Genomic DNA, 14,000 nt, shown 5'->3' on the forward strand with positions numbered 1-14,000 from the left:
TATATAGTGAAAAGCGATCTCACAACGGGATTTTGGGTGGGGGTGACATGCGTATTCGCTACAATATTCCACCGCCCTGTCACGGCACCATCGGGCTTGCCCCATATCTTTCCATCGCCGCCGCCGTGCCCAAGCCCGCAAATTCCAACAACTTCGCAGATCCAGCGGCAAATTTATCCGAATTTGACCTGATCAGGCGCTATTTCACCCGGCCGACGCCAAAAGCAATATTGGGCGTGGGCGACGACTGCGCCCTCCTCGCGCCGCGCCCCGGACACGAGTTGGCGATTTCCACGGATATGCTGGTCGCCGGCCGTCACTTTTTTCCGCATGCGGAGCCGCGCGCACTTGGACATAAAGCGTTGGCTGTCAACCTGTCGGATCTGGCCGCCATGGGTGCGGAGCCGCGCGCTTTTACGTTGGCCGTGGCGCTGCCTGAAGCCAACCCTGCGTGGCTTAAACCGTTTTCCGAAGGCCTGTTCGCCCTGGCGGATGCCTTTCACTGTGAACTCATCGGCGGCGACACCACGCGCGGGCCGCTCACGCTGAGCCTGACGGTCTTCGGCGACGTCCCCACCGCTGCGGCACTACGCCGCGACGCTGCCCGGCCCGGCGATGACCTCTGGGTCTCGGGCACCGTAGGCGACGCGCGGCTGGCCCTCGGCGCCCTGCGCAACGAATGGGCGCTTACGCCCGACGCACTCGGACACGTGCAGCCGCGCATGGACATGCCCACGCCGCGCGTCGCACTCGGCCTGGCATTGCGCGGTGTCGCCCGGGCAGCGCTCGACATATCAGACGGCTTGTTGGGCGATCTAGGCCACATCCTCACACAATCCCGCGTCGGGGCGACGATCACGGTCGACGATGTACCGCGCTCGGCGACGCTCGCGGCGCAGCCCCTGGCACTCCAGCTGCAATGCACGCTGGCCGGCGGCGACGACTACGAACTTTGCTTCACTGCTCCTGCCGATGCGCGCGATGCCGTGGTCGCGGCGGGGCAGCGCGCGGGTGTGGCTGTCACACGCATCGGCCGCATCGACGCCGAAACCGGCTTGCGGCTCGTCGATGCCCACGGCATGCCAGTCCTCTTCACGCACGGCAGTTTCGATCATTTCTCTTCCGCCTCATGATGTCTTCCGCTCCCTTCCCGCCCTCCAATCCGCCGGGCCAGCCTGAAACCGTCGTCCTCGAGGCGGGCCAGACCGCGCAGGTGCGGCGCCCGACGGCGCGCTTCATGTTCGGCCATCCGGCACGCATCCTGGCGCTCGGCTTCGGCTCGGGCTTGTCGCCCATCCTGCCGGGCACGGTCGGTACGCTGTACGCGTGGCTGATCTACGTGGTGTTTGCACGGTGGATTTCGGGGCCGACTTGGCTGCTGATCGCGGCGGTTGGCTTCGTGATCGGCATCTGGGCATGCGCCCGCACCGCACGCGATCTGGGCGTGGCCGATCATGGCGCCATGGTCTGGGACGAGATGGTCGCGTTCTGGCTCGTGCTGGCGTTCGTCACGCCCACCACGCTGGGCGGGCAGTTCGCCGCGTTCCTGTGGTTCCGCTTCTTCGACATGGTCAAGCCCGCGCCCATCCGCTATTACGACCGCACGCTCAAGGGTTTTGGCGTGCGCGGCGGCTATGGCGTGATGGTCGATGACATTCTCGCGGCGTTCTACACGCTGCTCGTGTTTGCGCTGTGGCGCTCGTTTTGACGTCTGACGTCAGAAGCTTCGAAGGTATTGCAATGGCTGAATCCCGCGCCCTGGCCCAACTGGCCGAACTTGTGGCTGACACGCTGAACAAGCGCAGCCTGATGATGGCGTCCGCCGAGTCGTGCACAGGCGGGCTGGTGTCTGCAGCCATCACCGATGTATCAGGCTCGTCCGCGTGGTTTGAGCGCGGCTTCGTCGTCTATTCCAACGAAGCGAAATCGCAGATGTTGGGCGTTCCGGCGGCGCTGATCCGCGAACATGGCGCCGTGAGCGAGCCCGTGGCGCATGCCATGGCCGAGGGTGCAGTGCTCAACAGCCGCGCGCAGGTGGCCGTCTCGATTACCGGTGTGGCGGGCCCAACCGGCGGCACGCCCGACAAGCCCGTCGGCATGGTGTGTTTCGGCTGGAGCAACCGCCTGCAGACGCGCGTCGAAACGCGCCACTTCAAGGGCGATCGCAAGCAGGTCCGCCTGCAGGCAGCCGAGCACGCACTGCGTGGCCTGCTCGACTTCCTCGACTCGGCTGAGTCGTGATCTAAATCTCGCTGGGATGATCCGGCCGGCGACGATCTCCGTGATCGTGTTCCGGCTGGTGCTCCTGGTCGTGCTCGTGGCGACGGTCGCGATCATGATCGCGGCGCTTCGTCTCGTGCTGATGGGTGTCGTCGCGCTCTTTCTCGAGCTTGCGGTCCGGGTCCTTGCCAGTCTCTTCTCGGTGCGTACCGGCAACGGGGCGGTGCGGATGCGTGGTCATGGTGTCCTCGCTCTCACCGCAACCGGACCGACAAGGCGGGTCAGTTGCGGAACTGGTTGATCTGGTCCCGAGTGGCAAGCGCCACGCGGCGCGCGGCATCGGCGAAATCGCTGTCGGTGCTGGCGTAGAGAATGGCCCGCGACGAGTTGATCATCATGCCGGTGCCGTCGGCCGTGCGGCCTGCGCGCACCGTGGCTTCGATGTCGCCGCCCTGGGCGCCCACGCCCGGAATCAGCAGCGGCATGTCGCCGACAATTTCTCGCACCTTGGCAATCTCTTCGGGGAAGGTCGCGCCCACCACCAGGCCCATCTGGCCGCTGGTATTCCACACGTCGCGCGCACGTTCCGCCACGACCTGATAGACAGGGCGGCCGTCGGTTTCCAGAAACTGCACGTCGCTGCCGCCGGCGTTCGAGGTGCGACACAGCACGATCACGCCCTTGTCGGCATGCGCGAGGTACGGCTGCATCGAGTCGAAACCCATGTACGGGCTGACGGTGACGGCGTCGGCCTGATAGCGCTCGAAGGCTTCCTTGGCGTAGTGCTCGGCAGTCGAGCCGATATCGCCTCGCTTGGCATCAAGAATGACGGGGATGCCCGGATATGCCTCGTGGATGTAGTTGATGAGCTGCTCGAGCTGGTCTTCGGCACGCTGCGAGGCGAAGTAGGCGATCTGCGGCTTGAAGGCGCAGACCAGATCGGCGGTCGCGTCCACAATGGCGCGGCAGAACGAGAAGATTGCTCCGCCCGTGCCCGTCAGCGACGCCGGCAGGCGCGACGGATCAGGATCGAGCCCGACGCACAGCAGGGAGTTGTTGCGCTGCCAAGCGGCAGCCAGTTGTTCGGTAAATCGCATGGTGTCGGGAATGTGAGAGCGGCCGGCCGGCCGCGTGACTTGTCTGCATTTTACCCGTCGGGCGGCCCGGTGGCGGCATCTTCCGGGCGTGGCGCCTGCCCCACGCGTGCGCGCCAAGCCACCGCTTGTGGCTGAACCTGCCGCCTCTTTACGCTACACTCGGCGCGATTTTTTCGCCGCCCGTTCAACGCCTGCTTCAAGGAAACACCCATGATCAACCTGTTCGTCGTGCAAAAAGGCCGTCTCGCGCAGGAACAGGTCGAAGAACGCAGCGAACTCCTGCAGCATAAGCCGATCTGGATCGACGTGATCGACCCCGACGACGAAGAGCTGGCGTGGATCAAGGAAGCCTACGGCGTGGTCCTGCCCGAGCTGGAGCAATTGGGAGACCTGGAAGCCTCAGCCCGCTACTTTGAAGGCGAAGACGGCCACATCCACATCCGCACCGATTTCCTGCTCGACGAAGAAGCTACCTCCCGTAACGTGCGCGTGGCCTTCGTCTTGACCAAGGATGTGCTCTTCTCCATCCACGACGAGGATTTGCCCGCATTCCGGCTGGTGCGCATGCGTGCGCGGCTTCGCCCGGGCTCGGTGCGCAACGCCAAAGATGTGCTGATGGATCTGTACGCCACCGACGCAGAATACTCGGCCGACTCCATCGAAGAAGTCTATGAACGCTTGGAAGATGCCAGCAAACGCGTGCTGGCCGATGAGGTGACCGACGCCGCCGCCGCCGATGTGCTGGAGATCATCGCCCGCGTGGAAGACTTGAACGGCCGGATCCGCCGCAACGTGATGGATACGCGCCGCGCGGTGTCGTTCCTGCTGCGCAGCCAGTTGCTCTCGGCTGACCAGCAGGACGAAGCGCGCCAGGTGTTGCGCGACATCGATTCCATCGAGAACCACACGGCATTCCTGTCGGACAAGGTCAACTTCCTGATGGACGCCACGGTCGGCTTCATCAACATCAACCAGAACAAGATCATCAAGCTGTTCTCGGTGGTGTCGGTGGCGCTGATGCCGCCCACACTGATCGCCTCGATCTACGGCATGAACTTCAAGGTGATGCCGGAGCTGGATTGGGCAGAAGGCTACCCATACGCGATCGTGATGATGGTGGTGTCGGCGGCGATTCCGCTGGTGTACTTCCGCCGCAAGGGCTGGCTGAAGTAGCCCTACGTCAGGTCAATCCGGCAGCGTGGCCGAGCCCATGCGGTTGGCGATTACGGTGGCCTTGCGTGTGAAGTTGACGTGCACGTTGGCGCAGTAGCTCTTCTTGTCGAAGCACTTCGGCGCGGGCAACGCTGCAGCCAAGCGGGCCGCCTGACCTACGGTGAGCTGCGAGGCCGGGCGCTTGAAGTAGTGCTGCGCTGCCGCTTCGGCGCCGAATACGCCTTCGCCCCATTCCACCGAATTCAGATAGATCTCGAGAATGCGTTCCTTGTCGAGCCAGAACTCAAGCATCCACGTGATGACGAGTTCTTCACCCTTGCGCAGATAGTGGCGCTCGCCCGAGAGGAAGAGGTTCTTGGCCAGTTGCTGCGTGATGGTCGAACCGCCCGCGACCACGTGGCCGCGCCGCTTGTTTTTCTCCCACGCGTCGAGCATGGCGTCGACTTCCCAGCCGCTGTGCGAGACAAAATCTGCGTCTTCACTGGCGATGACCGCACGCTTGAGGTTGCGTGATATCTGGTCGTAATTGACCCAGCGGTGGTCGACCTTGCAGGTAAAGACGTTGGCGCCGCACAGGCGCATGCGCTCGGCGCGCATGAAGCTGGTAGACGACGGATCAAACACCTGCCAACTCGCGATGGCGGCAAAGAAGTACAGGTTGAGCGCGACCACGCCCGCGACGAAGCAGCCGATCACGTAGCCGAACCAACGCATCATCGCGGGACTCCGCTCCAGGTTCAGCGAGGCGCGCGAGCCGCGACCGCGGCTTCGCCCTGCAACCCCTCGCGCATGGCGAGCAGCACCGGAGCGGTGTCCGGACGCACGTTGCGCCAGACGAAGAACGATTCCGCCGCCTGCTCCACCAGCATGCCCAAGCCGTCCCATGCGCGGGCGCCGTTGCGCCGGGCGAACTCCATGAATACCGTCGGCCGCGGTCCGTACATCATGTCGTAGGCCAGTGCGTTGGGGCCAAACACCGTGGTCGGGATCGGCGGCACTTCGGCCTGGAGGCTGCTCGCCGTAGCGTTGATGACGACGTCGAAAACGTCGTCCGCAGCAAGCTCGTCATAACCGCCGCCCACGAGCTCGACCTCGTGCAGCTTGGCCGAGACCTCGAAGCGCTCGACCAGCTTGTTGGCGCGATCGGCCGTGCGGTTGGCAATAAACACGCGCGCGGGCTTGTGTTCCAGCAGCGGCAGCAGCACGCCACGCGCCGCACCGCCCGCGCCCAGGAGCAGCACGCGTTCGCCTTCGAACGAGTTGCCGATGTTGTGGGTGATGTCGCGCATCAGGCCGACGCCGTCGGTGTTGTCGCCAAAGATCTCTTCGCCGTCGAACTTGAGCGTGTTGACCGCGCCGGCAGATTCCGCCCGCAGCGACAGCGACGTCGACATGGCATACGCATCGAGCTTGAACGGCACCGTGACGTTGAGCCCACGCCCGCCTTCGCGCACGAAGGCCATCACGGTTTCGTCAAACGCGATCAGCTCCGCATAGATGCGGTCGTAGCGGATGAGCTGCCCGGTCTGCTGCGCAAACGCAGCGTGGATGGTGGGCGACTTGCTGTGCGAGATCGGGTTGCCGATCACGCCATAACGATCTGTGGGCGGCGCGCTCGCAGCTGCGAGGATGGCCTCTTGAAACGACGACATGGACGACGAAATCAGCGGGTCTGCAGGTGGGTTTCCAGGCCTGCTCGGGTGAACTTGAAGGTGGCAACGACATCCTGGATATCGACGCGCTTGCGCATCTCGGCCGGGAAGCCGCCAAACGGTGAAGACGAACGCACGATTGCGACGGCCTGCCGATCCAGCACGGGGTTGCCCGAGCTTTTGGCGATCTCGATGCCTTCGATCTTGTAGCCGTCCTGGTTGTAGCCAAGCTGGCCTTCGCGGTTGATGCTGATCACCACGATCAACTCGCCGTACAGCGGGCGGCCGTTCTGGCTGGGAAAGTTGGCGGTGCCGCGCGCTTCGATCTTGCGGCGCACGGCATCGTAGTAGCGGGCGTAATCGACCTGACGCGCGCTGGCGGCCGTCAGCACATTGCGGCGCGGGCGCTTGGCGTAGTTTTCGAGGTTGCGGTCGATCTCGGCCTGCAGGCGGGCGATTTCATCTTGCGTGGTGCGGTCGTCGGTGCCATTGGTGGGCGATGGCTGCGGACGCTCACCGGGCTTGACCTGACGATCGTTGACCAGCGGTGCGCGGTCAGTCGATTGCGTGAGCAGCCGACGCTGCTCTTGCTCAAGATATTCAACGCGGCGCTGCGTGAGCTTGATGGCATCGCCGGTCTGCTCGTTGGTGTCGGCGGGCAGCGGCGTGGTGGCGCGCTGTTGGTCGTATTCACCACCGCCGTTCAGGTTGACCTGGGCCACAGCCGTCGCCTTGGACGGCGCCGTCGACGACTTGGCGTTCACCAGCACCACATCCAGGCCCGGATCTTCGCGCTTGATATCGAACGCCTCAGGGGCCACCACACGCACGAACAGCAGCAGAACATGCACGGCCAGCGACACCACCAGTGCCTTGGTGAGCGTGCTGCTGCCGGACCAGTCCGGACGGTTTGCAAGGGCGGCCATGGGGCGATTCCTGGTCGATGCGCGAAGAATGAAGGTCAGGTTGCGATTGTAGTTAGGCAGGGCCAGGCGTTCCACCGCTCTCGCCGTCTTGCGGCGGCGGCGCCACAGCAGCGTCGGCTTCTGCGCGAGCCTCTTCCTCATCGGCCGCCGGTTGTGGTTCAGCCGGCACATCCGCTTCGTTCTCTGCCTCGGCCAGTTCCTCTTCGATGGCTTCGGCTTCAGCTTGCGCGTCCGTTGCGGGTGTAAGGATTTCGACCACGCGGCACGATACTTCCAGGCTGATCTCGTCGGTGTCCAGGATATCGAGCACGACATGCGTGCCGCGTGGCGTTTGCGCCAGTTCCGGCACCTTCGTCACCAGCGGAATATCGGCGAAGCGCACGGCGCCTTCCTTGAGCACCACGGCCTGCATGCGCGTGCGATGTTCCTGCTTGAGCCAGCGCAGGCACCAGTAGCGCTCCATGGTCGACTGATGGTCGGCATAGGCAGCGTAGGTGGCCTCGAAGTCGGCCACGGCAGCCAGCAGGTCGGCATCTTTGGGCTTGAACGGCGCGATCAGCTTGGCTGTCACGCCGTGCTGCGCCACCGCGGCAATCTGCCATTGGTTGACCAGATCGACATAGCGGCGCAGAGGCGAGGTGCTCCACGCGTACTGCGCCACGCCCAGGCCTTCATGCGGCGCCGGATACGTCTGCATGCGCGTGCGGTGCATGCCCCACGCCTTCTGCGTGCGATAGATGCCCGGCACCCCGGCGTCGGCCAGCATGCGGCCCCACGTGCTGTTGGCCAGGATCATCAGCTCGGCAACGATCTTGTCCAGCGGCGAGCCGCGCTTGCGCTGTTCGATCCGCACGCGCTCGCCGCCGCCTTCCGCTTCCGGAATCGCATCGATGTAGAACGAATAATCGCCCTTCTGCGCGCCCTCGGGCTTCAGGCCGCTGGCGATGCGGGCCTGCTGGCGACCGTCGTACAAGGCGCACACAAACGGCCACAGCACCGCCAGTTCGGCCTTGAACGGGTAGTCGCCCGAGCCATCGGCCAGCGCGTCGGCGGTGATCACGTCGTCGAGCAGGTTGTGGCGCAGGTTGGCGGCCACGGTCACGGATTCGCAGCGCGTTTCGCTGGCGGTGACCGTCCAGGTGGCGCGGTCGACCGTCGCATACAGGGACAGCGCCGGGCACGCGCGCCCTTCCTGCAGCGTGTAGCGATCCACCACCGACTCCGGCAGCATCGTGATCTTGTCGCCGGGGAAATACACGGTCGACAAGCGCTGGCGTGCAATCACGTCCAACGGTTCGCCGCGCTGGACGCCAAAGCCCGGCGCGGCAATATGGATGCCGATGCGCACGGTGGCGTCATCAATCGGGGTTACGGAGATGGCGTCGTCGATTTCCGTGGTGGTCACGTCGTCGATCGAGAAGGCGCGCACGTCGGCGGCCGGCAACTCCATCGCCGGTTCCGGCACGGTCACATCGGGAAAGCCGGTGCCCTTCGGAAAGCATTCCGACAAAAAGCGCGCCTCGTGCAGCGCGCGGGCGTTGGCGATGCCGCCCACCGCCACCATCAGGCGCATCGGCGACAGGCCCAGCGCCGTGCACGCCGCGTCGAGCGCCTTGTATTCGAGACTGTTCTTGTCCGGTTTGAACAGCAGTTGCAGCGTCTTCCCGCGGAAGGCCTCGGGCAGGCGCATCGCCTTCAACTCGGTTTCGTATTCGGCCTGCAGTGCGGCTTGTTGCTTCTTGCGCTCCAGGCCCGCGAGCGCGGCTTTCAGTTGATCTTCAGGTGCGCGCTGGTAGCGGCCGCGGCCCTTGCGGCGGAAGTAGATCGGCGAGCCATGCAGCGCGATGGCCAGCGCGGCCTGCTGCGTGGCATTGGCGCCAGCGCCAAAGTATTCCCCGGCCAGATCGGTAAAACCGAATTCATCGGCCGAAGCGCATTCCCAGAGGAAATCCAGGTCGATCTCTGCTGACAGAGCCTGGGCGGCCTGCGACAGCTCCCCTGCGGACGGCTGCGCGAATTGCAGCAACACGTCGCGCGACTTGACCTTGGTGCGCTTGGCACTCGGCAACTCGACCTGATAGGCCTCGCCCTGTTGGGACAAGACGGTGCCCGCGCGGATCTCGCCGCCTTCTTCAAACAGCAACTGCATGGATTTGTATGGATTGCGGCACTCGCACGACCGAGCATCGCTTTGAATGAGATGGAATGGCCGCGCACCCTGACGTCACAACGTAATACGCGGCGATAAAAAGTTGGGGGCGATGATACCGCACTGGCTCAACGCCTGGCCCGCCAAATACGCTTACCGCGGCGGCTGGAAGCCAGCCAGCGCGGGCAGGAAAACCTCCGTCACCAGCATCGCGCTCGCGCCACGCCGGAACACCGATCTGCGGGCCGGCAACCGGGCGGTGCCGGCAACAGGCGCATCGCCCAGCGCCCCGTGCGCACGGCGCACCAGCGGGTGGCGCGCGTCCAGCAAGGCGAATTCGAAGTCTCCGCGCTCGACACGCGGATCGGCAAACAGCGAGTGCCCCAGCGGCTGCGTCCCCAGCGCTTTCAGGAACGGCCAGTCAAGCGCCACGCTGCGCTGATGCACGATGGTGTGGGCATAGACCACCGGGATATCGTCGCAGATCAGCAAAACCTCGCGGACCAGCGTATCGGCAGGGCCGGCCATGCCGAGACAACGCCACTCATCTCGCAATGGCATCGCCCGCCGCTGGCCGAGCAATTGAACGCGGAAGCGCGACGATGCCGCACGAAGCCGCGCAGTCAGCGAGTCGGCGCCGACTGCCCAGCGCGCCCAGTGCCGGTCATAGACCACAGCCGGGGGCAACGCGCTGCGCCAGAGGCTGCGCGGGTAAGACGGGGAATCGGTCATGCGGCGCTAAACGGATGCGCGGCCAACAGGTCGGCGGGAACGCCGCAGAAGACGAGCACTTCGTCCATGTACTGGGCGAAATCGCTGATGCCATGGTCGCCGCCCTCGATGATGCGGGAGGTCGCGCCAGGAAAGCGGCCAAGCATATCACGGTAGTCGAGCACCTCATCGCCGGTCGCGGCGAGCAGATAATAGCGCTCGGGTTGCGTGATGGCGGACACGGCGAGCGCTTGCAGCTCGTCCAGGTGATGCGGCTCGACGCGGATCGTGCCACCGCCATGCCACAGCGGCTGTTCGCCGACGTATTTGGCGAGATCCCGCTCTGGGCGGGTAGCGGGATTGAGCATTGCCGCGCGAAGCCCATGCCGCTCAGCCAGCCAAGTGGCGTAAAAGCCCCCCAAAGAGGAGCCGATAAGCACAGGTTTGATGCCGTCACGCGCACCCAACTCAGCGATCAGCGCCTCCATTTCGGCCATCGCTGCGCTGGGGGATACAGGCAATGTCGGGCAAACGTATTGATCTGCCAGCCCCACGGAAGCCATCCGCTTGGCCAACAACTGCGCCTTGAACGAGCGGGGCGACGAACGGAATCCGTGCAGATAGATGATGGATGCCGGCATATACGGATCAGCTGGCGGTACCGACGCGTTCAGCCAAGGCGTTCAGCAGCTTCTGATGTACGCCGCCGAATCCGCCGTTGCTCATGACAAGGACATGGTCGCCTGGGCGCGCGGTATCAGTGACGTCTGCGACCAGAGCGCCTAGATCAGAGAATGCCTTCGCGCGCTCCCCCAGCGGCGCCAACGCGCCAGCCAGATCCCAACCGATTGCATCGCGGCCATCGGCTGCCCCGTAAGCGAAGACTTGATCTGCTCCAGACAAGCTGTCCGGAAGCGCCTGTTTCATCACACCCAACTTCATGGTGTTTGAACGCGGCTCCAGTACCGCGAGAATGCGCCCCCTCCCTACGCGACGGCGCAGCCCCTCGATCGTCGTGCGAATGGCGGTCGGATGATGGGCAAAGTCGTCGTAGACGGTCACATCATTGACGGTGCCGCGTACTTCCATACGGCGTTTCACATTTTCGAAACGAGCCAGGCTTTCAATGGCTTGAGCAGGCGACACGCCGACGTGACGAGCGGCGGCAATCGCCGCCAGCCCGTTCATGCGGTTGTGATCGCCCTGAAGCGCCCAGCGGACCCGACCCTGCGGTTGGCCATTGAAAACCACGTCGAAGCTATCGTCTTCACCCAGGTTCGCGATTTCCCAACCGAGGTCGCCTTCTGCGCCGAATTGCTCGACTTCCGACCAACATCCGCGCTCAAGTACACGCTTCAGACTATCTTCGCGACTATTGACAAGCAGGCGGCCTTGACCGGGCACGGTGCGCACCAGGTGGTGAAATTGGGTTTCGATTGCGGCAAGATCGGGAAAGATATCGGCGTGATCGAACTCCAGGTTATTCAATATGGCAGTACGGGGGCGGTAATGGACGAACTTGCTGCGCTTGTCGAAGAAGGCCGTGTCGTACTCGTCGGCCTCGATGACGAAGAAGTCGGATTCCGTGAGCCGCGCCGACAGCCCGAAGTTGCACGGCACACCGCCCACCAGGAAGCCAGGGTTGTAGCCTGCGTCCTGCAGAATCCAGGCGAGCATCGACGTGGTGGTCGTTTTGCCATGCGTGCCTGCCACGGCAAGCACCCATTTCTGACGCAGTACGTTGTCACCCAGCCATTGCGGGCCGGAAATGTAGGGCAGATTGCGATCCAGGATGGCTTCCATCAGCGGATTGCCACGGGAGATCACGTTGCCGATGACGTACAGATCGGCGCCGATGGAGAGCTGTTCGGGGTCGAAGCCCTCAATCAGCTCGATACCTTGCGCCTCGAGCTGGGTGCTCATCGGCGGGTAGACGTTGGCGTCGCAGCCGGTGACGCGGTGACCGGCCTGGCGGGCAATCAAGGCAATGCCGCCCATGAAGGTGCCGCAGATTCCAAGGATGTGGATATGCATGGGAGCCATCTCAACTTCGTTGCGCCGCATTGTACCTGCGGCTTCAGGCCGGCCCGCGCGCTTCAGTAAAATAGAGCCATGTCCAAACGCCCCACCCTCGACCCCGCCCGCGTGCGGGAGGAAATTGCCATCACCGCCGCTCGCATGATCGCGGAAGACGGCGCCGACTACGCCACCGCCAAGCGCAAGGCTGCGCGCCAAGTGCTCGGTACGGAATCCCGCGCGCCCGGCGAATGGCTGCCGGACAATGAACAGGTCGAAACGGAAGTCCGCGAATACCAGGCGCTGTTCCAGGCCGAATCCCAGCCGCGCGTGCTGGCGTTGCTGCGCCGCATCGCACTGCTGCTGATGGAAGGGCTGGCAGTCCATCACCCGTATTTGGCGGGCGCGGTCTTCAACGGCACCGCCAGCGAGCACTCCGACATCCACCTGCAGGTCTTCTGCGACAGCCCGAAGGATGTGGCGATCTTCCTGCTCAACGCCGGCGTGGATTTCGACACAACAGAGAGCGCTCACTTCGCCGGCCGCGACGAAGTGGAAACGCTCAGCTTCCTATGGCGCGGCCAGTGGCCCGCGGGGGCCGAATCCCGGGAGCTTGCGCGCGAGCTGCGCGCTGAAACAGGCACGCCTGTCGGCGTCCACATCGCCTTATACGACATGAACGATGTGCGCGGCGCGCGGCGCGCAGACGCCACCGGCAAGACCCAACGTGGCGACGCGGCGGCGGTGCGTGCCCTACTGTCGCAGGGGTGACCGGCCGACAGGAGTACAATCCCGCACGCTCCGCCTCTGTCTATATATAGAGACCTCCGCAAAACCATGTCCCGCCGTACCACTCTGATTGCCCTGTTGATCGCTGGCCTGCTTGCCGCGGCGGCGGGCGTCTATTTCGGACATCGCGCCACCGAGCCCAAAACGCCGGCTGACAATGCCGTCACCGCCTTCTACGGCAGCAAGCTTCCAGACGCCAATGGCGCGCCCCTGGATCTGGCAGCTTTTCGTGGCCAGCCGGTGGTGATCAATTTCTGGGCACCGTGGTGCGGTCCTTGCGTGGAAGAAATGCCAGAGCTGTCCGCGCTGGCGCAGGAGCAGAAGGCCAAGGCAAAGTTTGTCGGCATCGGCATTGACTCGGCATCCAATATCCAGACGTTCTTGAGCAAGGTACACGTCACATACCCGATCGCGGTGGCGGGCTTTGGCGGGACAGAACTGGGCCGTCAGTTCGGCAACGAAGTCGGCGGCCTTCCGTTCACTGTGATTCTCAATGCACAAGGCGAAATCACGTTCCGAAAGATGGGCCGCGTGCATCCGGACGAACTGCGCGAGGCTTTGCAGCGCACGTGAATATACAAAAACGTCATATGACGTTCATGTGCACGCAACTCCCCTTCTTCTGCGGCCAAAGCGTAGGCAGCGCCCTCAAGATCGGTGAAAACACCGATTTCTCAAGACTTTTTTGACAAAAACTAGACAAAGCATTCTAAGTTGCTGTAAATTGCGCCCAACTTCGCTCAACCGGTCAAAACCGTGGCTGATAAACCCATCGCCAAAGCGCTTCGCAACGTGCTCGTACTGCACGGCCCGAACCTCAATTTACTGGGGACGCGCGAGCCGGAAGTCTATGGTGCAACCACCCTTGCCGACATCAACGCCGCCTTGGTCGAACGTGCCACGGCGCGCGGCGTGACGCTGGCGCACTTCCAGTCGAACCATGAAGGTGCGCTGGTTGACCGCATCCACGCCGCCAAGAGCGAAGGCATTGAATTCATCATCATCAATCCGGCCGCCTACACGCACACGAGCGTGGCCCTGCGCGACGCGCTGGCCGGCGTGGTGATCCCGTATATCGAAGTACATCTGTCCAACGTGCATCGTCGTGAGCCGTTCCGCCATCATTCGTATCTGGCAGACCAGGCGGTGGGCGTGATTTGCGGACTGGGCTGGCGCGGCTATCTCGCGGCACTGGACTTCGCAATTGACCAACACGGCGGCTGATCAGCCGTCTTCTTCCTTTTATTTCAACTACTTAACCAACGCA

Annotated in this window: 16 protein-coding genes; 7 read left to right on the top strand and 9 right to left on the bottom strand. The window is 63.8% G+C overall.

Going from position 1 to position 14,000, the window contains the following annotated elements; genetic code table 11:
* The first annotated feature begins 47 nt into the window (after positions 1 to 47).
* Genes thiL through BG83_RS0123895 form a run of 3 tightly spaced genes read left to right on the top strand, consistent with a single transcriptional unit; the run spans position 48 to position 2,241 of the window.
* On the top strand, positions 48 to 1,133 hold the full coding sequence (gene thiL, locus BG83_RS0123885; RefSeq protein ID WP_024979114.1) for a thiamine-phosphate kinase: 1,086 nt from the start codon (positions 48 to 50) through the stop codon (positions 1,131 to 1,133).
* Entirely contained in the window at positions 1,130 to 1,708 is a 579-nt protein-coding gene (locus tag BG83_RS0123890) for a phosphatidylglycerophosphatase A (protein WP_024979115.1), read from the top strand. The genes thiL and BG83_RS0123890 overlap by 4 nt, the downstream gene beginning before the upstream one ends.
* A 32-nt stretch (positions 1,709 to 1,740) precedes the next feature.
* Positions 1,741 to 2,241, top strand: coding sequence for a CinA family protein (locus BG83_RS0123895; protein ID WP_024979116.1), 501 nt, complete (start codon positions 1,741 to 1,743; stop codon positions 2,239 to 2,241).
* A gap of 1 nt (position 2,242) precedes the next feature.
* Here BG83_RS0123895 and BG83_RS0123900 read toward each other — a convergent pair whose 3' ends face one another.
* Positions 2,243 to 2,461, bottom strand: a complete 219-nt coding sequence (locus tag BG83_RS0123900) for a hypothetical protein (RefSeq protein ID WP_024979117.1) — start codon at positions 2,459 to 2,461, stop codon at positions 2,243 to 2,245.
* A gap of 40 nt (positions 2,462 to 2,501) precedes the next feature.
* On the bottom strand, positions 2,502 to 3,317 hold the full coding sequence (pyrF, locus tag BG83_RS0123905) for an orotidine-5'-phosphate decarboxylase (protein ID WP_024979118.1): 816 nt from the start codon (positions 3,315 to 3,317) through the stop codon (positions 2,502 to 2,504).
* Between the two features lie 210 nt (positions 3,318 to 3,527).
* Here pyrF and corA point away from each other — a divergent pair, with 210 nt between their 5' ends.
* Positions 3,528 to 4,490 (top strand): magnesium/cobalt transporter CorA, encoded by a 963-nt coding sequence (gene corA, locus BG83_RS0123910; RefSeq protein ID WP_024979119.1) that lies wholly within the window; start codon positions 3,528 to 3,530, stop codon positions 4,488 to 4,490.
* A 12-nt stretch (positions 4,491 to 4,502) separates the two neighbouring features.
* Here the strand turns inward: corA and mtgA are convergent, their stop codons facing one another.
* The 7 genes from mtgA to mpl all read right to left on the bottom strand — a co-directional run bounded on the left by mtgA (position 4,503) and on the right by mpl (position 11,962).
* Positions 4,503 to 5,207 carry a monofunctional biosynthetic peptidoglycan transglycosylase gene (gene mtgA, locus BG83_RS0123915; protein ID WP_012436427.1) on the bottom strand — a complete coding sequence of 235 codons (705 nt, stop codon included), beginning with the start codon at positions 5,205 to 5,207 and terminating at the stop codon, positions 4,503 to 4,505.
* Positions 5,208 to 5,227: 20 nt separating this feature from the next.
* Complete coding sequence (gene aroE, locus BG83_RS0123920; protein WP_024979120.1) at positions 5,228 to 6,142, bottom strand: shikimate dehydrogenase; 915 nt, start codon at positions 6,140 to 6,142, stop codon at positions 5,228 to 5,230.
* An 11-nt stretch (positions 6,143 to 6,153) separates the two neighbouring features.
* A complete protein-coding gene (locus tag BG83_RS0123925) occupies positions 6,154 to 7,068 on the bottom strand; it encodes an energy transducer TonB family protein (RefSeq protein ID WP_024979121.1) in 915 nt (304 codons plus the stop codon).
* Positions 7,069 to 7,120: 52 nt separating this feature from the next.
* Positions 7,121 to 9,217, bottom strand: a complete 2,097-nt coding sequence (locus tag BG83_RS0123930) for a ribonuclease catalytic domain-containing protein (RefSeq protein ID WP_024979122.1) — start codon at positions 9,215 to 9,217, stop codon at positions 7,121 to 7,123.
* A gap of 153 nt (positions 9,218 to 9,370) precedes the next feature.
* The gene (locus BG83_RS0123935) at positions 9,371 to 9,949 is read right to left on the bottom strand and encodes a chorismate--pyruvate lyase family protein (protein ID WP_024979123.1); all 579 of its coding nucleotides are present in this window, start codon (positions 9,947 to 9,949) and stop codon (positions 9,371 to 9,373) included.
* Entirely contained in the window at positions 9,946 to 10,569 is a 624-nt protein-coding gene (locus tag BG83_RS0123940) for a YqiA/YcfP family alpha/beta fold hydrolase (protein WP_037032440.1), read from the bottom strand. The genes BG83_RS0123935 and BG83_RS0123940 overlap by 4 nt, the downstream gene beginning before the upstream one ends.
* A gap of 7 nt (positions 10,570 to 10,576) precedes the next feature.
* A complete protein-coding gene (mpl, locus tag BG83_RS0123945; protein ID WP_024979125.1) occupies positions 10,577 to 11,962 on the bottom strand; it encodes a UDP-N-acetylmuramate:L-alanyl-gamma-D-glutamyl-meso-diaminopimelate ligase in 1,386 nt (461 codons plus the stop codon).
* 78 nt (positions 11,963 to 12,040) lie between these two features.
* Between mpl and BG83_RS0123950 the strand changes: the two genes are divergently transcribed.
* The 3 genes from BG83_RS0123950 to aroQ all read left to right on the top strand — a co-directional run bounded on the left by BG83_RS0123950 (position 12,041) and on the right by aroQ (position 13,957).
* Positions 12,041 to 12,715: a hypothetical protein gene (locus BG83_RS0123950; RefSeq protein WP_024979126.1), complete on the top strand. Its 675-nt coding sequence runs from the start codon at positions 12,041 to 12,043 to the stop codon at positions 12,713 to 12,715.
* A gap of 66 nt (positions 12,716 to 12,781) precedes the next feature.
* The gene (locus BG83_RS0123955; protein ID WP_024979127.1) at positions 12,782 to 13,306 is read left to right on the top strand and encodes a TlpA family protein disulfide reductase; all 525 of its coding nucleotides are present in this window, start codon (positions 12,782 to 12,784) and stop codon (positions 13,304 to 13,306) included.
* Positions 13,307 to 13,489: 183 nt separating this feature from the next.
* Complete coding sequence (gene aroQ, locus BG83_RS0123960; RefSeq protein WP_024979128.1) at positions 13,490 to 13,957, top strand: type II 3-dehydroquinate dehydratase; 468 nt, start codon at positions 13,490 to 13,492, stop codon at positions 13,955 to 13,957.
* Positions 13,958 to 14,000 lie beyond the last annotated feature (43 nt).

The sequence above is a fragment of the Ralstonia pickettii genome (genome assembly GCF_000607165.1).
GTDB lineage: Bacteria > Pseudomonadota > Gammaproteobacteria > Burkholderiales > Burkholderiaceae > Ralstonia > Ralstonia holmesii.